The organism is Blastomonas aquatica (assembly GCF_014639875.1).
Classification (GTDB): domain Bacteria; phylum Pseudomonadota; class Alphaproteobacteria; order Sphingomonadales; family Sphingomonadaceae; genus Blastomonas; species Blastomonas aquatica.
This window is the reverse complement of sequence record NZ_BMGD01000009.1, coordinates 1-21,529: the sequence shown is the minus strand read 5'-3', so window position 1 is coordinate 21,529 and position 21,529 is coordinate 1. Positions and strand designations below refer to the sequence as shown.

Sequence of the window (21,529 nt, the reverse complement as noted above, 5' to 3'; positions counted from 1 at the left end):
ACTTCCGGCAACCTAAAGGCCTACGCCTCGTTAGGTTACGATATACCCAGGGAGCACGCCGTTTGGCCGATCTGATTGCACATTCGCTGTTCTCCGAAATCGCCGCTCTGCTGATCTTGGCAGGCGTGGTCGGATTGGCTGGCCATTTTCTCAAACAGCCCCTCGTCGTCAGTTACATCGTGGTCGGGATCTTGGCTGGTCCCGCGGTGCTGGGGGTAGCGCGCTCGGAGGGCCCGCTTGAGCTGCTGTCGGATCTTGGCATCGCAGTGCTGCTGTTCCTGGTCGGCCTGAAGATGGATTATCGGTTGATCCGCTCGCTGGGATTTGTCTCGCTGACGACTGGCCTGGGCCAGGTATTGTTCACCTCCGTGTTCGGCTTTCTGATCGCGCTGGGTCTGGGTTTCGATACCACTGCCAGCCTGTACATCGCGGTGGCGCTGACTTTTTCCAGCACAATTATCATCGTCAAGCTGTTGAGCGACAAGCGCGAACTCGACTCATTGCATGGCCGTGTCGCACTCGGGTTTTTGATCGTACAGGATATCGTGGTCGTTCTGGCGATGGTGCTCCTCTCGACGATCGGGGTTGGATCAGCAGCAGAAGGCGAAGGAACATCCGTCACAGGCGCGTTGGCTGCGGTCGCCGTCATGGGCGGGATCGTGTTTCTCATCGTACGTTATGCAGCAAATCCGCTGACCCGCCGGCTGGCTGAAAGCCAGGAGTTGCTGATCCTGTTTTCGATCGGCCTGGCAGCTGTGTTTGCCGCGATCGGCGAATATCTGGGACTGGGTCTCGAGCTTGGCGGCCTGTTCGCCGGCGTCGCGCTGGCATCGACGCCGTTTCGTGATTCAATCGGATCACGATTGGCACCGCTGCGTGACTTTCTGCTGCTGTTCTTCTTTCTGGTGCTGGGCGCGCAGCTCGACCTCGAAGTGCTGGGCGCGAACATTCCTGCAGCCCTTGTCCTTTCAGCCTTCGTGCTGATCGGCAATCCGCTGATCGTTCTGATCATCATGGGGTTGATGGGCTATCGCAAACGTACGGCGTTTCTGGCCGGGCTCACCGTGGCGCAGATCAGCGAGTTCTCGCTGATCTTCATCGGCATGGGGTTGACCCTGGGACAGGTTACCGAAGCCGAACTGGGGCTGGTGACCCTGGTCGGTTTGATCACCATCGCGATGTCGACGTACATGATCACCTATTCGCACCGGCTATACAGCTGGTTCGAGCCCTTTCTCGATCGGTTTGAACGAAAGGACCCCGCACGCGAAAAGGAGGATGAGCAGAAATCGCGCAAGGATCCGCCTGCCGTCATCCTTTTGGGGCTCTCAGGTCTGGGTGGGGCTTTGGCCAGTCAACTGCTGGCCAACAAGGTGCCGACGCTGGCGATCGATTACGACCCCAGTCAGGTCGAAGACTGGCAAGAACGCGGCCTTGATGCCAATTATGGAGATATTACCGATCCCGAATTCATCGCCGAATTGCCGCTCGAGTCCGCGCAATGGGTCATCTCGACCGTAAGCCACCACGGACCTGACATCACTGCCATCGATCCGCGGCTGACGCTCATTCGCACGCTCAAGTCCGAAGGGTTTGATGGACAGGTTGCGGTTGCCATCTATCGCCACGAGGAAGTCGAACTGATCGAAGCCGCCGGTGCCGATATCGTGCTGGAACCGTTTGAAGACGCCGCCAAAACCACGATGACCCGGGTGTTGGACAGCCTGGCGAAAGACTGAAGGCAAAGCATGTGCACCGCGACGTAACGGGATACCCAACGCCGGTCATGGAAAGCAGCCGCCATCCATTCTCCATCTGGTTCGTCTTATCAAGGCTGCAATAATTGCGATTGCACCCCCTCTTTTTTCGAGGGTGGCCCATGACACCTCTTGAAGGCAGACTGGCACTGATATTGGGTGACCGAAATGCCCCTGGAAGCTATCGGGGCGGCGTTTATCAAGCCGTGCACGATCGGGGCCACCAACCTGTTGGGTCGCCGGCAGCCCGATCGGAGCATGCAACCGCGCCATCATCGCGGGCAATCCACCTGCCGATCGGATTGAACGACCGATGGCACTTGTTTCAAAACCCTGTGCTGATCCCATCGGTGCCTTGCCTGAGGGTGTCGATTGTGGTGTTGTGTGCAGCATGAATTCACCATGCAACCAGACCTGTCGATTGGATCAGCAAACGGGGTACTGCGAAGGCTGCGGTCGCAACGTGGCTGAAATCCAGGAATGGCCAAATGCGCTGGAGACACGAAAGCAGCAGATTCTTTCGGCCCTGCCCGCCAGGCTGGAATCACTGACCGCATCGCGGTTGGTCGACGAACTGAACTCTACGCTAGCTTCTCGAACGTAAGCCCCGCATGCGCCCGAAGCCTCTCGATCAGGCTATCGCCCAGGATCGTCGCGGGCGTCCAGAAGCCACCGGCCACATTGTCGGGCACATCCTTGGCAAGGCACGCTGCGGCTTGTGAGAGCATCTTGGCGGTTGCCCCATAACCAGGATCCCGGTCACCGGTGACCCGGCATCGGATGGTCTCGCCGGTTGGCGTCGATCCCAGAAAAACCAGGTCGAACCGGCCCTCCTGTTGCGCTTTTTCGCTGGGGCCTTCACCCGGCTTTGGCAGCACGGCGGTTTCAAGCAACCAGCGGATTGGCGCTACGGCCAGACCGATCATCAGGCCGTTCAAGGCCCAGGTCATCGCTCGTGCCCTGCCCTTGCCGTGCGCAACGACGGCTTCTTCGTATCTGAATTGCGTGCCATAGCGGTTGTTGCTCAAGGCGTTGGACCGATGCACCACCCGTGTGTTGATGGCCGCCATGATGAAGGGCGCAATCCATCCACCATAAGCCGTATCGTACGCAATCTTCACATCGCGTTGCTGGACGCGATAGGGATGCCCCGGCGGACACAGGCTGTAGGGATCCTTCAGTTGACGCCGAAGATCGGCATCCCACACCGCTTCCTTGACCATATTGACCATGCTCGCGATCGTGCCACCTGATGCCCCGCCCTTTATGCTCACGACTCGCATTTCGACGCGGTCGCATGGCTGACCGAACTGTTCCAGGGCATGCCGCTGGAGAAAATGAACACCCAGATCAGAGGGGATGGAATCAAAACCGCAGCAATGTACGATCCTCGCACCGCTCTTTTTCGCATCATCCTCGTGGCGGGACTGCATCTTGCGGATCCATTGCGGCTCCCCGGTCAGATCACAATAGTGCGTGCCGGTGGCGGAGCAGACCTGCACCAGCAAATCGCCGTAAAGAGCATAGGGCCCAACGGTCGAGATGACGACTTTCGTGCGGGCGCATATCTTGGTCAACGCGGTTTCATCGGCCGCATCGGCTACCAGAATGTCCACCCCCGCCAGCCCGATCGCGTCGCTGACCTTTTGCAATTTGCTGCGTGACCGTCCAGCAATCGCCCATGTGATCGACCCGTCCGAAAACTGCTCGTGCATGTAGCGCGTGATGATCTGGCCGACAAAGCTGGTCGCCCCGTAAACGATGATGTCGAATGTTCTGTCCGTCATTCTGGCTCCAGAGCAAATGCGGCGCGTCAAGAAGGCGAGGTATCGCGCTCTGGGGTAGATCCGTCAAACTAAACAGGTGGAACGATGACCACAGTCGGTCGTTCTATTCAGCAACCTGGGGCGTCCGCTGTTGCCGCAACCTGCCGTCCCGCTTTCGGGATACCACACAGGTCCGTTCCATGACCGGTGATGGGTGCTGGACGTAGATGGGTGCTGGGCGTACCGGCTGCTTCTGAGGCCACACGGGTTCAGCCTCGCACCGTTCCGTCCGAGTTGAGGCGCACGGTCTGCCGTTCGCGGGCGGAAAGGTTGATCGCGGTTATCAGCCGAACATCGCGTAAGCCCATCTCGCCAGGCACGATGATCTTGCTGTCATCCCGGATGGCGCTCGCGAAATGGTCGAGCTCGCCTGCGAATTGCTGTTCGGGATCGCCAGGTGTCAGCATGCGCGGGGGCCTTCCCTCGCCGCCATCCACCTTGAGCGTCTGCCCGGAATAGCTGGTTGCCGGATCGAGCAGGATCGCGCCTTTGGTGCCATGCGCATCGACGAAATTGTTGCCGAGCGAATCGTAGGACGTCGCCAGCTGCGCGATCGCCCCGGAGGGAAAACGGAGTTGAGACGACATGGACGCCGCGATCTGCGCGAAGCGAGGATCGCCTGCGGGTCGGAAGCTCTGCGCACTGATGCTTTCAGGCATCTCGCCCGACAGATAGAGCGCGGCCTGAAGCCCATAGATCCCCAGATCCTCAAGTGGGCTTTCCCCCGCCAGCGCGGAATTGAGCCGCCAGTTCTCGCTGGGCGTCGTGCGCTCGAAAACGTTTGCCTGCTCGGCGCGTAGCGCGCGCAGATCACCAACCGCGCCTTCGCGCATCAGCTCCATGGCCCGCACGTTGTGCGGCTCGAAATGTACCCGATAAGCGATCATCAGCTTGCGGCCAGCGCGGCGGCCCGCAGCGATCATGCGCTCGCACTCGGCCGGGTTGAGAGCCATCGGCTTCTCACAGAGCACGTGCTTGCCAGCAGCGAAGGCGCGCTCGGTCCATTCGGCGTGCAACCCGCTCGGCAGCACGATGTAGACGGCATCGACCCCGTCATTCTGCGCGATCTGGTCGAAAGTGTCGTAGGTGTAGCGCGAACCAATTGGGACCCGATAGGCCTCGCCGACGCGGCGCAACTTGTCGCGATTACCCGACACGAGCGCGGCGACGTGGACACGCTCCGCCTGGTCGAACCGCGGCATCATCTGGTTCAGCGCATAGTCGCCGAGTCCGACGACCGCGATGCCGACGCTGTCCGCGCGGCGCTGACGCGGAGGCGTCTCGGGAAAATTGACACCCTCCGGCAGAGGCTGGCCTTCAACACTGACGCCCCTCGACTGCGCAAAAGCACGGCCACCAGCCATGACGGCAAGCGAGGCGGCGCCGCCGCCCCCACCAACCTGGAGCATACGGCGGCGGGTTAGGGCTGTGATATCCAAGGTTTGTCTCCGGCTGTTCGCTTCGCGTACAAAGGTGCGAACGCACGGGGCGGCAAATGTGTTCTCGCATTCTCAGCCCCAACGGGCCAGACACAGGAGCACCACGTTCCGGCCTGTTGGCTATATGCCAACCGAACGGCGCGCTGCCCGAGACAAGAATATCCGAGCCAAACGGCTCAATGGCAGTTTTCTTCAAGGCTACTGCCCGTGAAACAGATTCGCCCGAGACGCCGCTTCATTTGATTTTCAATCGAAACCGGACCGGCGGTAGACGGCGCGTTGCTGTCGCCATACCGAGTTAGTCGGGTGAGACTTGGCTGTCCGATCGTGGGACAAACCTGCCACTAGACACACCTCAAGCGAACGACAGCTCTGTCCCACTTCATGGCATTCCAGTAGCGCAGCCTGATGCCGCTTATTGCGGTTTTGATGTGCGCTTTTTGCGCCGGGAATGACGGCATGCATGCGAACCAAGGTATCGCCTGTAGGCCGTATCGGTGGTAGCGGCACTCAGGCTTGCTTATCTGAGGACGCCGACATCATCGAAGAACGCCCCCAATCGCTAGGCAGGACGCAGCGGCGGTTGCTATGCCGGATTTACAACGGCCGCACCGTTCCCATCATCGTCGATGGGCGGCCTTTTTTGACCTACAAGGAGGCAAGCCGGTACCTCCTGTCGCTTGCGCACGACGAACGCGAGAAGGCCTATTTGGACATGAAAAGCGGCGCGGCCCTTGAATCGGGGATCGACGAATAGATCCTGCGGCCCACAAAGCGCAAAGGGCCAAACTCGACCGTTCACCGGTCCTTGGGCTCAACGTCAAAGGTGGCCCCGAAAATGGGGCGCTGTGCGCGCTTGTTCGGCGTTAACCGCGAAAGCTCCGCAGACACACGCCATACGTCAGTGTGACGCCGGGTTCACTGAAAGCGCAGCGTGTTCTCGAACCCCCGATTTGCCTTTGTCATCTTGGCGAGTTTCCTCAGGTTAGCGCGAACGTATCTTTCGAAACGGCGATCATCGTAAATGCCCGTGACCTGATACTCCTCCTGACCGAGCAATTGCTTGATTCGATCGGCCAACGCGACCTGATCACCGTTGTCGGCAACCATCCTCAGGCTCCGGCACACCCATTCCTCTGCAGCGGCTTTGTCATAGTCGTCCTGTGCCCCATACCCCCGCTTGTCTGCCGCCGCCTGATCAAGACGCGCCGCCTCAATGCGGCATTCGAGCCATTTGCGGACGTGTTCGCTGTTCCATGCTTTCGACGAAATGCTCATCCTGTTCTCCTGCCTCAGTAGAGCAGCCTCAGGCTAGTTGCCATCTGAATCGACCGTGAAAACCATCGGCTTTCCGCGAGACTCAGGCTCCCAGCCGGCATCCAACGCTGCCTGAATTCCCCGGGATACAATCGCGTCGCTGATCTGGAGACGGCCTCGCTGCATCCCTTTCAGCAAACGTTTCGGTGGGGGAAACTCCAGCAAGGCTTCGCGCTGGGTATGCTTCTGCAGCAAGGCAACGATCACGCCTTTCCAGCCTTCGGAATCGTTCCACTGCGGCTCGCTGCGCACCTCCCACTCATATTGAAGCCCGCCGACGTCGACGATTCCGGAAAGTCTGTGGATATTAGTCATGCTGCAATGCCTAGCAGGTCTATGACCACATACCACCGGGCAGGTGGATGATTGCACGAAAGGCTCGCCGTTGTGCTCACGATCCACTAACCAACAATTATGGCAGAAAAATTCGAACGACATCGACAACCCTGGACCAGCGCAGAGCTCCAGAAACTTCACGCATTGGCGAAAAAGGGCATGCCTTTGAAGGCCATCGCTAAGGCGCTGACTCGTAGCGAGGAGTCGGTAAAGGACCGCGCCAAGGCAGACGGATTACAGATCAAAAAGCTGAGATGAGGATGACCGAAACACTACATGACCTGCAGCTGAAGATGGATGCTGCTGCACGCGCCCTGGACTTCGAGGAAGCAAAGCGGTGTCGTGACAAGATCAGCCTGATACGCGGTGGCGCCACGGCATCAGAAGCCGAGCGGGCCGATTTGGCGGGTGTGGAACGGCAGCAACCGGGTGCCATGGGCCTTGGAACCAGCCAGCAGCGCTTAACACCCCCTATAGGTTGGAAGCCGCCGCCAAAACCAGATCCGATGACATCTGGCCAGACCGCTCCGCGCAAACCGCGCAAAGGATAACGACAACGGCATACGATGCCATGACTGTGTGCACTCTCGCCGGAAAAGCAACGCTCAATGGCACCAGAACCGGGTCATGGCACTCATTTCGGTCCTGCATCGTCAAGATGCGAAAAGTGGCGCTCTGCGTGTTTGCGCGCGCAACTGTAACGGCCAATTTGCTCGCCCGCGCGGCTGGGGCGAGGAAGTCGACCTCGCCCGGTGGCATGGCGCCGCGCACCTTGGCAGCTGCCAAGAACTCGCTCACCCAGACCGCCCGTGCGCTGTGCCCGACGAGGACGATGCGGTGATCGCCGCCCGACAGCGCATCGAGCAGTTCAGCACCAAGGTTGGTGCCCTTGAAGTGCGTCGCGCTTCCATCAGTCAGACGCGCATGGCATCCATGAACAGTCGGAATGCGGCAGTAGGTTGTCGGCGACTTGGATAATACAGATGGTTTGGCGGCAAAGTCGGTGCCCAGCCTGACAGCACTTCGACGAGAGTCCCGGTAGCCAATCGTTCCGCAACATGCGGCAGCGGCAGGCAGGCGATACCAAGTCCCGAGACCGCAGCGTCGCGCAGGAGATCGACATCGTTGGTGGTGAAATCGCCGCAGATCGTGCGCTCGAACGACCGACCATCACGCTCAAAACCCCAGCGGTGAACCACTCCGGAAGACGTATAGCGATAGCAGAGGCATCGGTGGTCATCGAGATCCTCAGGTGCGGTTGGCGCGGCTCGCCTTTCAAGGTACCCGGGTGCAGCGACGTAGACCAGCGGCACCGGATCGCCGATGCGGACCGAGATCATGTCGCCCTGCAGCGATTGTGCGTGCCGGACGCCGCAATCAAAGCGTTCGGCTACGATATCGACGAAGCCGTCATCGACGACCAGTTCGACCACAATATCGGGAAAAACGCGCGCGAAATCCGTTAGCCGCGGCAGGATGGCGTATACTGCAGCCACGCGGTGGGCACTCACCCGGATGCGGCCGGCCGGCGTATCTCGCGTCCTGTCGAGATCGTCGAGCGCACGCTGGACCGATGCGATCGCGGGCCTCAGGCTCATCAGCAGCGCCTCGCCTGCCGGGGTTGGCGCCAGCGACCGTGTGGTGCGATCGAGCAGGCGGACACCCAGCTTTGCCTCAAGCGTTCGCATCGCATGGCTCAATGCCGATGCCGACAGCCCCATACGTTCAGCAGCGCGCGCAAAGCTACCAGCCTCGACAATCTCGGCAAATATCGCAAGACCTGACCAACGATCCCGATCCATTGCTGAATTTCCTTCAGCGACCCATGCGCCAATGACCATCTAATCCTGAAGCGTCTCTTCGTCCATCTATTGGGCAACACCGCCGCAAGGAGATCAAACGGATGAACCTAGATACCTATCGCCCGCTCGGCCGTTCGGGCCTGCTCGTCAGCCCGCTGGCGCTCGGCACCATGACATTTGGCACTCCGCGCTGGGGACTGAGCGAAGCTGGCAGCCGCGCCGTGCTTCAAGCCTATACCGAACTCGGCGGAAACTTCATCGACACGGCCGATGTCTATTCCGGTGGCCAGTCGGAAGAGATGGTTGGCGCGTTTGTTGCCGAGCACTCAATCCGCGCTCAAACGGTGATAGCGACCAAATCGGGCTTTGCGACAGGCCGTGACTATCATGCCGGAGGCAATGGTGCGCGTCATATCATCGCGTCTGTCGATGGTTCGCTGCGCCGCCTGCAGACCGATTTCATCGATATGTACTGGGTGCATGTCTGGGACGGTGTTACCCCGCCCGAAGAATTGCTGCGCACGATGACCGCGCTCGTGACATCAGGAAAGATCCGCTATTGGGGGCTGTCGAACACTCCGGCCTGGTATGTCGCACAGATCGTAACACTCGCCAGGCTGCAGGGGTCTGCAGGGCCGATCGCACTCCAATACTTCTACTCGCTGGTCGAACGCGGCCCAGAAAACGAGCACCTCCCGCTCGCGCGTGCCACAGGAATGGGCCTGATACCGTGGAGCCCGCTGGCGTATGGACTGCTAACCGGCAAATACGACCGAGAGACCGTCGAAGCAGGGCCAAAACGCGAAGGAGGTGTCCCCAACAAGGGAGCAACAGGCGGCGCCACGCGAACTGAAACCGATAAACGCCTCGATGGAGACAATCCCTTTGGCGACACACTGTTCACCGAACGGAATTGGAAAATCGTCGATGCGGTGCGTGAAGTCGCAGCAGCGATGGATCAGACACCGGCGCGGATTGCACTGGCCTGGGTCATCGGCACACCAGGGGTTGGATCTACCCTGATGGGAGTGAGCCGACCCGATCAGGTCATCGACAATGTCGCTGCGCTCGCGCTCGAGCTCCCCGAGGCGCACCGGGCAACTCTCGATTCAGTCAGCAGCGGCAACCAGGGGTTTCTGTATAGTCTGTTCCAACCGCAAGCGCGCAATCAGATTGTTTTCGGGGGTGCCGATATCCAGCATTGACGCACCACTCAATCCAGTACCCCCATAAGCCTGCATCGCTCGTGTTGCATTTACACTTTGGCATGACTTCGACAGGAACAAGGACGATAAGGCAACATTGTTGTATAGGTCCACCCATGCATCAGTTCTGCGCGCGCACGACTTAGGTGATGCTTGCCAGTCGTAGGGCGGGGCCCATCACCCGCCGTTGGGCGAAAAGCCGCGCTAGACGCTAAGTGAGGAATGAAAAGGAGTTGCCGAAATTGTGAAGCAGAATGGGGAGCAGCAGGCTTCCTGTCCGCAGGCGTAACCATACGGCAATGAAGGATGGAACGCCGGTTAGTGCCATGATGACGGGATCGAAGGAGAAGCTACCGTCGGAATAGCCGAAGGCATGCGTCATACCGAACAGAAAGCACGACAGCACCGCGCCCCAGCCCCAGTCGACACCAAGGAGCCGCTTCCTGGCTCGAAACGCCTGATCGAGCGCGAAAAGCAAAATACCGCGATAGAACGGCTCCTCCTCCACGCCCGGCATCGTCAACTGGAATGCGACGTCTTCCGCGCTGGCCTGTCCTGACGGGAAAAGAATGGCGATCAGCACGAAGAAGCCGCAATAGGCACTCGCTACCGGCAGGGCCGCTTTAAGGCTGCCGGGTGCTTGCGCCAAAGTGAAGCCGGATCGGCGCAGACCAAAGACCGGTGCCGCTGCTATGGCCAGCGTGGCGGCAAAAGCGGCAAGCTTGCCCTGCCAGTTCCATTCCCCTCCGATGACGTCGGGCAACAAACCGTAGCACCGGGTCAGCAAGACGTCATTGATCGCGACGAGTAGCGCGGCCGTCAGCAGCCACCGGGGAGAGAAATTTCGGCGATCGAATATGCCAAGAGCTGTTCCTAGCAGTAGCAGAAGAGCGAGTGTTCCTGCCAGGCCGATCATTCCGTTCACGCGCTTGCCTTTCGTTAGTTGTGCGCGCCCTGTCTAGCTCCCGATATCCTATCTGGCTCCCCAGAAGGCGGTATTTCGCTCCTCAAAAGCCGGCTTTCGCAGCGCGCGGCCCCCGTGCGACGGGCTGGTGAGCTGCGGTTCGGTATTCACTCGGCGTGCATCCCTGAATAGCCCGGAACGCGCGATTGAAGCTGGCGATCGAGGCAAAGCCGCTATCCAACGCAATAGTGATGAGTTTGGCCTCGTTATCGCGTTCTTCCAGCAGACGACAACCGCGTCGATCTGGTCGCCGAAGCGCCAGATTTCGCGATCCGTTTCGGCGACGGTGCGTGGCACGGCACCTATGCCGAACCGCTGCTCAGGGCGCCAATGACTCCGGTCTGCGCTCCAGCAATTGCAGCACGGCTCAAATCCCCCGCCGATCTCGTCCACGAGCAGCTATTGCGCTCATATCGCCCTGATGAATGGGCGTTATGGTTCAACGCCGCTGGCGTAGCCGCCCCGAATCTCCGCGGTCCCGTTTTCGATAGTTCCGCGCTGATGGGATTCGCAGCCGCCGCAGGTCTCGGCATCGCGCTGGTGCCGGCGGGGATGCTCACCCGCGAACTCGCGTCAGAATTGCTCGTCCAACCATTTCAGATTGAGGTTGATGTGGGCCGCTACTGGCTCACTCGCCTGTTATCGCGTCCCGAAAACGCAGCAATGCGACAATTCCGCAATTGGCTGATGGAAGAGATAGGCAGTGCCTCCGTCCAATTCTCACCGTAGGTCGGCAATTCACTCATCTCCGATCACGCCGGGCCTAGCAAGGTCTTGCCGAACGCTGACCAGCGTTCTGCGGTCGGCTGCTCAACACCTGGAGATCGTAGGTGTTGCTCGCGGTCTGCATCACTGGGTGGTTGAGACGACCAATGCTGCGCTGCGCTTCTACGAACGTTTGAGTGGCATGATAGTGGAGCGGGACGTATCTCGCATTCCAGCCAGTCGAAGCCATGGGATGCCCTGTGGCGGATCGCAACGGCTGCGGCGCTATATTGGGGGAAACACAGCAGTGTCGCCGTATTGCATGCCGGTTTTGAGTCCGTGCATTGCGCTGGCCCGCACGGGCTTGGCCGTGACGCGCGTGATTTTTGCTACTCGTGCCGCAGCGCGTCGATCGGGTCGAGCTTGGAGGCACGGCTGGCGGGATAGTAGCCGAACACGATGCCCATGCCCGCGGCAAACACGAAGCTGACGATGTTGATCATCGGATCGAATACGAAGGGCACGTCGATTACTGCCGCAAGCCCGATTGACGCGCCGAACCCCAGAGCTATCCCCGCCAGACCGCCGAGCGCGCACAGCACCACCGCCTCGGTCAGAAACTGCAACCGCACTTCACGGGCGAGCGCGCCAATGGCGAGGCGGATACCGATTTCACGCGTGCGCTCGGTCACCGAAACCAGCATGATGTTCATGATCCCGATGCCGCCCACCAACAGGCTGATCGACGCGATCACCGCCACCATCGCCGTCAATGCGCCAGTCACCGCGCCCAATGCCTGATTGACCTGCGCAGTATCAATGACATTGAAATCGTTCGGCGCCCCATCCTGAAGCAGCCGCCGCTCACGCAGCAAATCGACCAGCGAATCCTGGATCGCCGATGCGGCATAGGCCGTGTCATATTTCACGACAAAGAAATCAAGGTTGTCGTTGCCGCGAAAGCGCCGCTGGACATTCTTGATCGGCAGATAGACCGTATCATCATCATCCGCGCCATTGCCGCCTTGGCCGCGTTCTTCCATCACGCCGATCACGGTGCAGGACACCCCGCCCAGTCGCATCCGTGCGCCCACCGGACTGGTGCCCGGCAGGAAGATCGCATCGCGCACCTTGAGGCCTAGCAAGCAGACGTTCTTGCCCGCTTGTTCCTCGTCGGCGCTGAACGGGCGGCCCTCCTCGATGCTGATCGACTGCGCTTCCAGAAAGGCGTTGCTCACCCCCTGCACCCGCGTGTCCCAATCCTGTCCGTTGTAGAACGCGGTGGCGTTGGCGGCGACATTGCCGGCCGCAATGGTCACCCCGGCGATCTGCTGCCCAACCGCACGGACATCTGCCTCGTCGAAGGGACGAATCGTGCCGCGATCGGTGCGCACCGGGAAGACGATGAAGTTGCTTGCCCCCAGCGAGGAAATCTCCTCCTGCACTGATGCTGTGACCCCGTTGCCGAGCGTCACCATCGTCACCACGGCTGCAACGCCGATGATGATCCCGAGCGTCGTCAGGATCGAGCGCAGGATATGGCGGCGGATTTCACGCAGCGCCAGCAGGAGCGTCGATCCGAACATCAGGCAGGCCCGCTCGCTTGCGCCAGCGCGGTCGCGCTGTGCTCGATCCGCTCGACCTGGCCGTCGCGGAAGCGCACGATGGTTTTGGCATAGGCCGCCATTTCCTCCTCGTGGGTGACCATCAGCACGGTGATGCCTTCGCCATTGAGGCGCTGCAGCAGCAGCATGATCTCGACCGAGCGTTCGCTGTCGAGGTTCCCGGTCGGCTCGTCGGCCAGCAATACGTCGGGCTGGGTCACCAGCGCGCGCGCGATGGCGACGCGTTGCTGCTGACCACCCGACAGCTCGGACGGGCTGTGCGAGGCCCATGGCACCAACCCGACCTGATCGAGCGCGCGCAACGCCGATTCGCGCCGCTGGGTCTTGTTCTCGCCCCGGTAGAGCAGCGGCAACTCGACATTCTCGAGCGCGGTGGTGCGCGCAAGCAAATTGAAGCCCTGGAACACAAAGCCCAGATAGCGGCGGCGCAGCAGGCTGCGCTGGTCGCGATCGAGCTTCTGCACCTCGACCCCGCGAAACCGGAACACGCCGCCGGTGGGCACATCAAGGCAGCCCAGGATGTTCATGGTGGTCGATTTGCCCGAGCCCGACGGGCCCATGATCGCCACGAAGTCGCCGCGCTCGATGGTGAGGTCGATCCCCTTCAGCGCCTGAAACGCGGCCGCTCCGTTACCGAAGGTCTTGGTGATGCCCTCAAGCTGGATTAGGGGTTCGGCCGTCATTTGGCGGCCGCCTTGATTCCGGTGACGACCTTCATCCCTGGCTTCAATTGCTTCGAGCGCACGACCGTCCGCCGTCCATCGCTGCGCCCGGTGACTACGTCGATTGCCTTGAGCGTACCGTCGGCCTGCAGCACCTGCACCTGCTGGCGGCTGCCTTCGCCGATGCTGGCTTGCTGCTTCTGGTCCTCAAGCCCGATCTGCGGGTTGAACACACCGCCACCGGCTTCTTCCTCGGTCTCGGGCCGGAAGCGCAGCGCGGCGTTGGGCACCAGCATCGCATTGCCGGTGTTCTGGGTCGCGATCGTTGCGGTCGCCGTCATGCCGGGGCGCAGCAGGCCATTGATATTCTGCACGGTGAGCCGCGCTTCGTAACTGACCACAGATCCGCTGGCAGCCGTAGCCCCGGTTCCGCCCGTGCCCGCCTGGGTTGTGCTGCTCGAGGCCAGATCGACCCGTTCGACTGTTGCGGGGAACCGGCGGCCGGGATAGGCATCGACAGTAAAGGTCGATTGCTGGCCGGATTTGACCTGGCCCACATCCGCCTCGTCGACCGAAACGCGCAATTGCATCTGGGAGAGGTCTTCGGCGATCACGAACAGGGTCACGGTGTTGAAGCTGGCGACCACGGTTTGTCCGGGCTCGACCCGGCGGGCAAGCACCACACCGGTGACCGGCGCGCGGATCACGGCGCGAGTGCGGGTGGTGAGATTGCCCCTCAGCTGTGCTTCGGCCGCTTCGATATTGGCACGCGCGGAGGCGGCCGCTGCCCGGTCGCGCTCGACCGCGGCCTGGGCCTGTTCAAGCTCGATCTGCGAGGGCACACGCCCGCCTGACAGGCGGCGCACTTCCTCGAGCCGCGCGAGCTGTACCTTGTCGATGTTCAGCACCGCCTGCGCCTGCGCCAGCGCGGCGCTTGCTGCGTTGAGATTGGCCCGCGACTGAGCGATCTGCTGGTCGATGATCTCGGTATTGATCACCGCGATGACCTGCCCCTTGGTCACCTGATCGTTGACATCGACCAGTACGCTGTCGAGCGGGCCCGTAACTTCGGCGCCGACCTCGACCTGGTTGGTCGGGCGCAGGTTGCCGGTCGCCGTGACGGACAACGCAAGCGATTCTTGCACGACGGGTACGGCAATGTAATCGGGCCCGGGCGCCTTGCTGGTACATTGCGCAATGGCCAGCACCAGAAGCACGATGACAAGACCTGGCAGCCAGTATTTCATCCAGCGCCGCCAGCGCGGAGCCGGCTTGGTGCCGAGAAATTCATCCACGCTGGGCTGCTCGGCCAGATTGCTCGTTTCGTTCACTCGGCTCGTCCCCCTGCCGCACGTTCGTCCAGACCCGCGCCTTGCGGCACCGACCACCCTCCGCCCAGCGCCCGCTCCAGGCTGATGAAGGCCAGAGCGCGCGATGCTTCGGCATTGACCTGCGCTGTCCGGGTGCTCAGCAACTGGCTCTCGACCACCAGCAGCGTCTGGAAATCAATCAGCCCGGCCTGATACTGGCTGCGCGCCAGCAATGCAGCGTTCTGCGCGCCGTCGGCGGCTTCGGTCAGCGCGGTGACCCGCAATGCGCTCGTCTCGAGATCCACCGCCGAGCTCTCGACCTCTTCAAGGGCGACGAGGATGCTTTGCCGCCAAGCCGCCAGCGACCCATCGGCAACCGCCTGAGCGCCTTCGATCTGGCCGCGCACCCGCCCGCCGTCGAAGATCAGCTGGCTGAGGCTGGCAAAGATGTTGGCGGTGATCAGATCGAACAGGCTGCTCACATTGGTTGCACTGGTGCCGATCGTCCCGCTGAGCCGCACCAAAGGATAAAGCTGCGAACGCGCGACACCAACCCGGTCGAGATCGGCGGCGAGCCGGGCTTCGGCCGCGCTGACATCCGGGCGCAGGCGCAGCATGTCGGCTGGAACGGCAAGCCCGACCTGCGTTGGCGGTGCCGGAACATCGCGCGGCGCCTCGATCAAGGCGCGATAGACGCGGCCGGGGGGCTCGCCGATCAAGGTCGAGATGGCGTTCGCGACTGCCACCAGATCGCCCTCGAGCAACGGAATGGTCGCCGCCGTCTGCGCTCGCTGCGTGCGCGCCTGCTCGACATCGAGGCTGTTGACCAGCCCCGCCTGGTTGCGCCAGCGTGCAATCTGGAGGTTGTCTTCCTGATTGGCGAGCGTCTCGCGCGCGATGACAAGCTGCGCCGCAAGCGAGCGCGCGGTCACCACTTGGCTTGCCACTTGCGCCACGATCACGCGCTCCAGATCGCCGAGCGAATATCCGGCTGTCCGCAAATCAGCGCGCGCAGCATCGATGGATGCATCAATCCGCCCGAACAGATCCACTTCCCACGCGGCATCGGCCCCGAGCGACAACTGGATATCATCGGTTGCGAAATCGCCGACATCACGGCGCGCACCGCCGCTACCGGTGATGGTCGGAACACGGTCAGCGCGCGCCTGTCGCAGCCCCGCCCGCGCAGCACGCAGGCGGGTGACGGCTTGCGCGAGATCGAGATTGTCATTCTTCGCCCGAGCAACGAATTCCTCGACCAGTGGATCGTTCAACAGCACCCAGTAGCGATCGAGCGGGATGTCCGCCCCGGTTGGCTCCGAGAGAACCCACCTGTCCGGAATTGCTTGAGCGCTGGAGATGGAGGGCGGCGCAGCACGTGGCAAAGCGCATCCGGACAGACCCAGCGTGGCCAGAGAAGCAAGGATGGCCACAGTCCGGCCAGAAACACTTCTTGCCACTATGGGCGATCCTGCAGCCGCTTATGAAACAAGACGCGCCCCCTGTGCAGTTACCTATTTCGGAGCGCGTTTCAGAACCATGCCTCTCGGCAAGTCTATGATGTGCGAGCCGACATAGAAATCACTGTGGTGCTACCATCCCACCCCTACACGCACAACGCGGTTTCGTCGCGTCGATTGTATCGTTGGTCGAAGATATGTCCGCCCTCGCGATGCACGTCAGACAATCGCTTCGCTTCTGGACTTTCTGCGATCGGTTTGCCTCGATATCTGGCACGAGCGCCGTCGCGGCCCGCACGGGCCGGTGGATTGCCGTATATATGGTCATCGGAGGGCTGCCTCCGGTCAGAGCAGTTGCTCGGCGAGGACCTACTCGACAGTCTGGCTGCTGCACCGCCTGCCAGCCATATTCCTTGCCTGGAAGCTCCCAAGGGACGGTAAAGTTGCTCGACGGGCCGTCTTCCGTTGGGTCCAAAATTGCTGATGAAGAGCAGGTTCCGCTTTCCCGGCTGATTGATGTAGTCAATGAACGCTTTGGCACGGATTTCAACAATGCGGACCAACTCTTCTTCCACCGGTTTGTCGAAGTTGCTTTGGCAGGTGCGAGCCTAGGACAGGCAGCAATCGCTAATCCGGGCGAGAAGTTCGAACTGTTGTTCAAGAATTTGCTCGAAGCGCTTTTCGTGGAACCCGTGGATCAAAATGAAGAAATCTTCGCTCGATTCATGAATGACAAAACTTTTCGAGGACTTGTTACCAACTGGTTTGCAACAGAGGCGTACGGCAAGCTGCGAGCATAAGCACTCCCCTTAACCTATGGATCAGAGCCGATTGGAAAACGAGTTTAACGTCAATTGTGGACCATCCGCCGGTCCAACGCAAAGCGCGCCCAACAAGGACCCACGAGCGCCCCATGCCGGAACGCCCTTCCCGCTGGAAACCGCTGATCTGCCTTGTCGAAGGGTGGTGCGCTTACGGGACCCTCACAATCTATTTAAACAATTGAATTAAAACGCTAAACTTATCCTCACCACCGGCTTTGCCCCCAATTGTGCCCCCAAAATTCTTCTAACCATTTGATTTCAAGCGGGTTTGAGTCCGAAATTGTGACTGACTAAGTCAACTGTTGGCCCATTAGCCGCTGATGCAGGAGCCAATTTTTGCCGCAATACAACAATCCGTTTTGACGGGCTTTCCGCTAGCAAAAAATGTCGATCTCTTCCGATCGCATGGCTGTTGATGGGCCGGTAGTTGAATGGCAGGGCCCGGCCACGAACTGGATGAAGCCGCAAGTCGGCTTTCAGGCAGTGGTCGCAGGGCACCCCATGGCTGCAAGTGGGTGGCAAGCTGAATGGCGGCCTTTTCTGGCAAATTTACTGATCTTCAACCGATTTAACGGTAGAGTCTAGGCCGCCAAGGCCAATGCGCATCGAGGCCGAAGGCAGTCCAAGAAAAGGTTACAGAACCGATGTTCGTGAAAAAGTACAGTGCCCTATTTTCAAAGAGAGCTGCTTTTCTTCGTAAACACAGAGGGTCTGCCCGAAATGCAAAGATCCCGTCGGAGCGAAAAAGGATTATGCTATTGATTTTCGTTTTTCCGACACCGCTGTTGTTCGCGGCTTGTCAGCCTGCAAGCAACGCAGACCCATCAGAAGAATCGGGCTGGCGATATAACGCGTATGAGGACCGCATGCGCGGAACGGTGACCGAACGTTCAGCAACCCTAGCCGCAGAGGGTCCCGAAGGATACCAAAAGAAAATTGTCATCAGCCGCACAGACGAAGGGGAATTGGCGCTGCGAATTCATCCACAGGATAAGTGCACTTCCTCAGAATTGTAACACCGACGGTTCTATCAGCATCCGTATCGGTAATGGGCCTGTCGAGAGCACATCATGCGACGATAGAGCCTTGGCTTTAAAACTAGATGACGCGCTTATACAGAGGCTTGCAAAAGCAGACAGCGTTTGGATAGAGACTTTCAGCGGTCCTATTTCCGAGCAATCAGAATTTCGCCCGCAAGGATTGGAACTCAACAAATTAGACTTCTGATACCATGGGGATGCGGCTCCTAGTCGGCAGCGTGCGAGATATGAATGGCTATTTTGGGGTCGCAAGCCGAAAGGCCGATTTTTTCGATCCGTCGCAAACTGCCGCCATTCAGCAGCCATCTCCAAAGCGGTCATCCAAAAAAGCGTCAGGTCCTTGGCATACAGGACCAGATCGATTGGCCCTGAATCGCTATCCGTTCTCAGCTCCCGAATGGTGCCACAAGCTGCTGCGCGGAGGCTTCAGCGATCAGCTTTCCGTCGTCAGAGCGGAAATCGGCGCGAACCGTAAGTAACTGCTTTGTAGTCGCCACGACCCGAGCTTCGATCGACAATGGGTGCGCCCGGCCGACCTTGATGAAATTTACCTGGAGGTTGATGGTCCGAAAAGCGGCATCAGGCGGCACCATGGTCATTGCGGCAAACGCGAGTGCCTGGTCAGCGAGGGCAGCTATGTAGCCGCCAAACAGTGAGCCGTCGGAATTCAGCAGTTCAGGCGCTGGCGTCCAATCCTTCTTGATCCAGCCTTCGCCCCATTCCCTAAGGGTGCCAAGCCGCAGCGTCTCCACAACCGGCGGAGTAATCGCGGTGCCCGCAACAAGTGCGTCTAACCGCTCTTTTGCCCAAGTCATCGTCATCTCCTATCCTCGACTTCGACAACGATATGAGCAAAGCTCCGCTTTTCTTACTCCAGTTCGAGGAGGGGCAAGGCATGGCGGATACGACCGAACAAGTTGTTCGAGTGCAGAGAGTTAGCCCGCGCCAGCAGCGCTCAATGGCAACCATGGACGTGATTCTTGAGGCGGCGGCTCAGGTTCTGGAGATCGCCGGCGAAGCCGGATTCAACACCAATGCCATAGCTGAACGCGCCGGTGTGGGGATCGGCTCAATCTATCGCTATTTTCCGGACAAACATGCGATCTTGGTGGAAATGGGCAGGCGCGAGATGGAGCGAGTGGGCACGCAACTCAGTATCGATCCGGGTCCCCAAACGGGCAGTCTCGCTCCCGACCGACAAGCGATCCGAACCTTTCTGCGCGCTTTCGGCGAACGAACGCGCGCGCGGAGAGTGGTGGTGCTAGCGTTGCTGGGTCAGCTTTCAGCTGAAGAGTTGCAGACGGCCTTTGCCGGGGCTGAAGCGGGCATGGCGAGCCGGAGCGTAGCTCCGCTTGATCGGATCCAGCTTTTTGTACTCAGCCGTGCCCTGCTCGGCGCGATGCGAGCCGCCGTGTTGGAAGATGCAGACTTCCTGTTGTCCCAGCAGTTCGAGGATGAGCTCGTCCTGCTTTCGCGGACTTACGCCAGTGCTACCAGTGGCAGGCTCTCTGGCTGATACGACAGGTTGCCGCCATTCCGAAAACCACCCATAAACGGCCATCGGCAGCGGGTGGGTTCGCACCCGAGACCGGTCAGGCAGATATCTCCACGATTCCGCCAGAACCAGAATTTCTTGAAACGACCCCATTTCTGCCGCTCGTGCTTCTGTGGTATCCTCGCTCAAACCAGACGCGAGGCCATTCCCACCACATGAGGCCATTCCCACCACATGAGACCTTTCCCGATCCGCACCGTGTTTTTGGCAATTGCGATAATCGGAGTTGGTGGATGCGCTGAGGGAAAGCATCCCTTCCGCATGGTTCCATTCCGCCTTGAAAACCCTGGCGAGATCCCTGCCTTCTCAAACTTCATGAGAGAGACTTCCGATAAACATCAGATGCAGTTTTACGATCGCAGCACGGACACTCATCAAGAGCTAACCTCCCTTGCTGCAGGCAACGAAAACGTGCCGCTCAATGATCGAACCGTGAACATCGGTGCTCAGCATGGAGATGACTTTAGCTTTGGAGCGGGCAACCTCGGTATGCCGACCGACCAAATCGTGATTGGCTTCAATGGGGAGGATTTGAAAGCCGCTCATGCGTTTGCCGACTTTGCTGTCGAAAAACTATCGACCCGATGGAACGTCAAGGAGGTTGCTTCCGGTAAAGGAGCGTTCCCGCTGACGAACTGCGACTAAACAAATGTCCGTTTCCAAGCAGGCCTGATCTAGAAGCAGCCAATCAGCTATCCACCCATCCGCGGTCACAGAGCGCCCTGGCATGTTGTGCCAAAAGCCGACATAACTCCCGCGTTGGCAATGACCGGTTTTGGGAAACGCGGCACAGCCCCCTAATGACTGGGATCGGGGCGCAAAGCTGCCGAAGGTTCAATCCAATGCTGGGCATCACTTTACGGCCTTTGAGATCCAGTGGTGAGCTCAAATGGGGCAAATCAGTAATCTCGTGCCCCTACCTCAATTGTGCAGCCGACGCTTCGGAGTTTCCGGTCTGCCGCGCGCCTAGCGCATCTCTCGATGGCACCGCTATTCTCCTCTGACAGTCTCGTCAAAGCCTGAACAGCCTTCCAACGCTCACGATCGGCCACCAGAAGCAAGCGTTCTCCTGCTTCCCACCCGCTACGGCGCAATGCCGACATTGCCCGCTTTTCAGGCCACAGCCAGCCTTCTGGCACCACCCAGTCGATCGCAGGCAGGATGATCGCCCCGCCCATAACACCCAAGATAAGAGCTAAACCAGCAACCACGGCAAGCCATTGGTTCTGCTTCCGCACCGTTCGCACCGAACCCGTCACCTTGGCGAGCATGCTGATTGCATGCAGCAGATTGCTCTGAACGGCTTCAATAGCCTTTTCGGCATCCTTGCGACCCTGCCGCCCCGCCGTCTCAATCTGGCGACCGATCATCTCCGGTGTCAACGTCAGCGCCGGCTTCTGCCCCAGAGCATTAATCGCTTCGCGCAGGTCTTCGCAGCTCTGATGGATCAGCGCCAGGTGTTCGCTGTAATCGAGCCCAATCAAATCCTGCTGCCGCTCAGCAAACCCATCGACCGCAGCGGTAACGCCGGCGAGCCGCCGGGCTACAGCGTCCAGCGCCTGCTCAATCGGGATTTCGTCGGGGGAAAAATCAGGTCCGGTATCGTCCATGCCGCGTGGCTACATCCCCATCCCCGACCCACGCGAGAGACCGAGCGATTTCTGGAGGTCCTGAGACAGCGGTTTCGTGCTCATAGCGTCCA

23 protein-coding genes are annotated in these 21,529 nt (G+C 60.0%); 10 read left to right on the top strand and 13 right to left on the bottom strand.

Translation table 11 applies throughout. The annotated features are described in order from the left end of the window. Nucleotides 1-62: 62 nt before the first annotated feature. Nucleotides 63-1,739 (top strand): cation:proton antiporter, encoded by a 1,677-nt coding sequence (locus IEW00_RS17170; protein WP_188515655.1) that lies wholly within the window; start codon nucleotides 63-65, stop codon nucleotides 1,737-1,739. 331 nt (nucleotides 1,740-2,070) lie between these two features. Beyond that, the gene (locus IEW00_RS17165; protein WP_229737123.1) at nucleotides 2,071-2,361 is read left to right on the top strand and encodes a DUF1289 domain-containing protein; all 291 of its coding nucleotides are present in this window, start codon (nucleotides 2,071-2,073) and stop codon (nucleotides 2,359-2,361) included. Here IEW00_RS17165 and IEW00_RS17160 read toward each other — a convergent pair. After that, a complete protein-coding gene (locus IEW00_RS17160) occupies nucleotides 2,339-3,544 on the bottom strand; it encodes a saccharopine dehydrogenase family protein (protein ID WP_188515654.1) in 1,206 nt (401 codons plus the stop codon). The two genes, IEW00_RS17165 and IEW00_RS17160, sit on opposite strands and share 23 nt — an antisense overlap. 248 nt (nucleotides 3,545-3,792) lie before the next feature. Then, nucleotides 3,793-5,022, bottom strand: a complete 1,230-nt coding sequence (locus tag IEW00_RS17155; RefSeq protein WP_229737122.1) for a Gfo/Idh/MocA family protein — start codon at nucleotides 5,020-5,022, stop codon at nucleotides 3,793-3,795. Between the two features lie 463 nt (nucleotides 5,023-5,485). Between IEW00_RS17155 and IEW00_RS17150 the strand changes: the two genes are divergently transcribed. Next, on the top strand, nucleotides 5,486-5,779 hold the full coding sequence (locus tag IEW00_RS17150) for a hypothetical protein (RefSeq protein ID WP_229737121.1): 294 nt from the start codon (nucleotides 5,486-5,488) through the stop codon (nucleotides 5,777-5,779). 161 nt (nucleotides 5,780-5,940) lie between these two features. On the opposite strand, the gene IEW00_RS17145 is transcribed toward IEW00_RS17150, so the two are convergent. Both IEW00_RS17145 and IEW00_RS17140 read right to left on the bottom strand, forming a co-directional pair. After that, nucleotides 5,941-6,300 carry a hypothetical protein gene (locus tag IEW00_RS17145; protein WP_188515653.1) on the bottom strand — a complete coding sequence of 120 codons (360 nt, stop codon included), beginning with the start codon at nucleotides 6,298-6,300 and terminating at the stop codon, nucleotides 5,941-5,943. Between the two features lie 33 nt (nucleotides 6,301-6,333). Next, nucleotides 6,334-6,654 carry a hypothetical protein gene (locus IEW00_RS17140; RefSeq protein WP_188515652.1) on the bottom strand — a complete coding sequence of 107 codons (321 nt, stop codon included), beginning with the start codon at nucleotides 6,652-6,654 and terminating at the stop codon, nucleotides 6,334-6,336. A gap of 99 nt (nucleotides 6,655-6,753) precedes the next feature. On the opposite strand from IEW00_RS17140, the gene IEW00_RS17135 reads away from it, so the two are divergent. Beyond that, nucleotides 6,754-6,933: a hypothetical protein gene (locus IEW00_RS17135; RefSeq protein ID WP_188515651.1), complete on the top strand. Its 180-nt coding sequence runs from the start codon at nucleotides 6,754-6,756 to the stop codon at nucleotides 6,931-6,933. 2 nt (nucleotides 6,934-6,935) lie between these two features. Continuing rightward, nucleotides 6,936-7,226 carry a UvrB/UvrC motif-containing protein gene (locus IEW00_RS17130; RefSeq protein ID WP_188515650.1) on the top strand — a complete coding sequence of 97 codons (291 nt, stop codon included), beginning with the start codon at nucleotides 6,936-6,938 and terminating at the stop codon, nucleotides 7,224-7,226. A gap of 363 nt (nucleotides 7,227-7,589) precedes the next feature. Here the strand turns inward: IEW00_RS17130 and IEW00_RS17125 are convergent, their stop codons facing one another. Continuing rightward, nucleotides 7,590-8,477 (bottom strand): LysR family transcriptional regulator, encoded by an 888-nt coding sequence (locus IEW00_RS17125; protein ID WP_188515649.1) that lies wholly within the window; start codon nucleotides 8,475-8,477, stop codon nucleotides 7,590-7,592. A 101-nt stretch (nucleotides 8,478-8,578) separates the two neighbouring features. Here IEW00_RS17125 and IEW00_RS17120 point away from each other — a divergent pair, with 101 nt between their 5' ends. Then, complete coding sequence (locus tag IEW00_RS17120; protein WP_188515648.1) at nucleotides 8,579-9,682, top strand: aldo/keto reductase; 1,104 nt, start codon at nucleotides 8,579-8,581, stop codon at nucleotides 9,680-9,682. A gap of 211 nt (nucleotides 9,683-9,893) precedes the next feature. Here the strand turns inward: IEW00_RS17120 and IEW00_RS17115 are convergent, their stop codons facing one another. Beyond that, nucleotides 9,894-10,598: a CPBP family intramembrane glutamic endopeptidase, BDIM_20840 family gene (locus tag IEW00_RS17115; protein ID WP_229737125.1), complete on the bottom strand. Its 705-nt coding sequence runs from the start codon at nucleotides 10,596-10,598 to the stop codon at nucleotides 9,894-9,896. A gap of 91 nt (nucleotides 10,599-10,689) precedes the next feature. Then, nucleotides 10,690-10,833, bottom strand: a complete 144-nt coding sequence (locus IEW00_RS17565) for a helix-turn-helix domain-containing protein (protein WP_268235849.1) — start codon at nucleotides 10,831-10,833, stop codon at nucleotides 10,690-10,692. A gap of 56 nt (nucleotides 10,834-10,889) precedes the next feature. Here IEW00_RS17565 and IEW00_RS17105 point away from each other — a divergent pair, with 56 nt between their 5' ends. Then, a complete protein-coding gene (locus tag IEW00_RS17105) occupies nucleotides 10,890-11,375 on the top strand; it encodes a LysR substrate-binding domain-containing protein (RefSeq protein ID WP_188515664.1) in 486 nt (161 codons plus the stop codon). Nucleotides 11,376-11,740: 365 nt separating this feature from the next. Here IEW00_RS17105 and IEW00_RS17100 read toward each other — a convergent pair whose 3' ends face one another. From IEW00_RS17100 to IEW00_RS17085, 4 genes are read right to left on the bottom strand one after another with little or no spacing between them, the layout of a single operon-like run. Then, a complete protein-coding gene (locus tag IEW00_RS17100; protein ID WP_188515646.1) occupies nucleotides 11,741-12,937 on the bottom strand; it encodes an ABC transporter permease in 1,197 nt (398 codons plus the stop codon). Continuing rightward, complete coding sequence (locus IEW00_RS17095; protein ID WP_188515645.1) at nucleotides 12,937-13,659, bottom strand: ABC transporter ATP-binding protein; 723 nt, start codon at nucleotides 13,657-13,659, stop codon at nucleotides 12,937-12,939. The genes IEW00_RS17100 and IEW00_RS17095 overlap by 1 nt, the downstream gene beginning before the upstream one ends. Further along, nucleotides 13,656-14,969 carry an efflux RND transporter periplasmic adaptor subunit gene (locus IEW00_RS17090; protein ID WP_229737119.1) on the bottom strand — a complete coding sequence of 438 codons (1,314 nt, stop codon included), beginning with the start codon at nucleotides 14,967-14,969 and terminating at the stop codon, nucleotides 13,656-13,658. Before IEW00_RS17090 ends, IEW00_RS17095 begins: the two co-directional genes overlap by 4 nt. Further along, on the bottom strand, nucleotides 14,966-16,381 hold the full coding sequence (locus IEW00_RS17085; protein ID WP_229737118.1) for an efflux transporter outer membrane subunit: 1,416 nt from the start codon (nucleotides 16,379-16,381) through the stop codon (nucleotides 14,966-14,968). Before IEW00_RS17085 ends, IEW00_RS17090 begins: the two co-directional genes overlap by 4 nt. A 470-nt stretch (nucleotides 16,382-16,851) precedes the next feature. Between IEW00_RS17085 and IEW00_RS17080 the strand changes: the two genes are divergently transcribed. Next, nucleotides 16,852-17,208 carry a hypothetical protein gene (locus IEW00_RS17080; RefSeq protein ID WP_188515643.1) on the top strand — a complete coding sequence of 119 codons (357 nt, stop codon included), beginning with the start codon at nucleotides 16,852-16,854 and terminating at the stop codon, nucleotides 17,206-17,208. Nucleotides 17,209-18,658: 1,450 nt separating this feature from the next. On the opposite strand, the gene IEW00_RS17075 is transcribed toward IEW00_RS17080, so the two are convergent. Next, the gene (locus tag IEW00_RS17075) at nucleotides 18,659-19,093 is read right to left on the bottom strand and encodes a PaaI family thioesterase (protein WP_229737117.1); all 435 of its coding nucleotides are present in this window, start codon (nucleotides 19,091-19,093) and stop codon (nucleotides 18,659-18,661) included. 74 nt (nucleotides 19,094-19,167) lie between these two features. Here IEW00_RS17075 and IEW00_RS17070 point away from each other — a divergent pair, with 74 nt between their 5' ends. Both IEW00_RS17070 and IEW00_RS17065 read left to right on the top strand, forming a co-directional pair. Continuing rightward, the gene (locus IEW00_RS17070) at nucleotides 19,168-19,788 is read left to right on the top strand and encodes a TetR/AcrR family transcriptional regulator (protein WP_188515641.1); all 621 of its coding nucleotides are present in this window, start codon (nucleotides 19,168-19,170) and stop codon (nucleotides 19,786-19,788) included. Nucleotides 19,789-20,001: 213 nt separating this feature from the next. Then, nucleotides 20,002-20,472 (top strand): YciI family protein, encoded by a 471-nt coding sequence (locus IEW00_RS17065; RefSeq protein ID WP_188515640.1) that lies wholly within the window; start codon nucleotides 20,002-20,004, stop codon nucleotides 20,470-20,472. A 254-nt stretch (nucleotides 20,473-20,726) separates the two neighbouring features. Here the strand turns inward: IEW00_RS17065 and IEW00_RS17060 are convergent, their stop codons facing one another. Next, the gene (locus IEW00_RS17060; protein WP_188515639.1) at nucleotides 20,727-21,437 is read right to left on the bottom strand and encodes a DUF6118 family protein; all 711 of its coding nucleotides are present in this window, start codon (nucleotides 21,435-21,437) and stop codon (nucleotides 20,727-20,729) included. Between the last annotated feature and the right edge of the window lie 92 nt (nucleotides 21,438-21,529).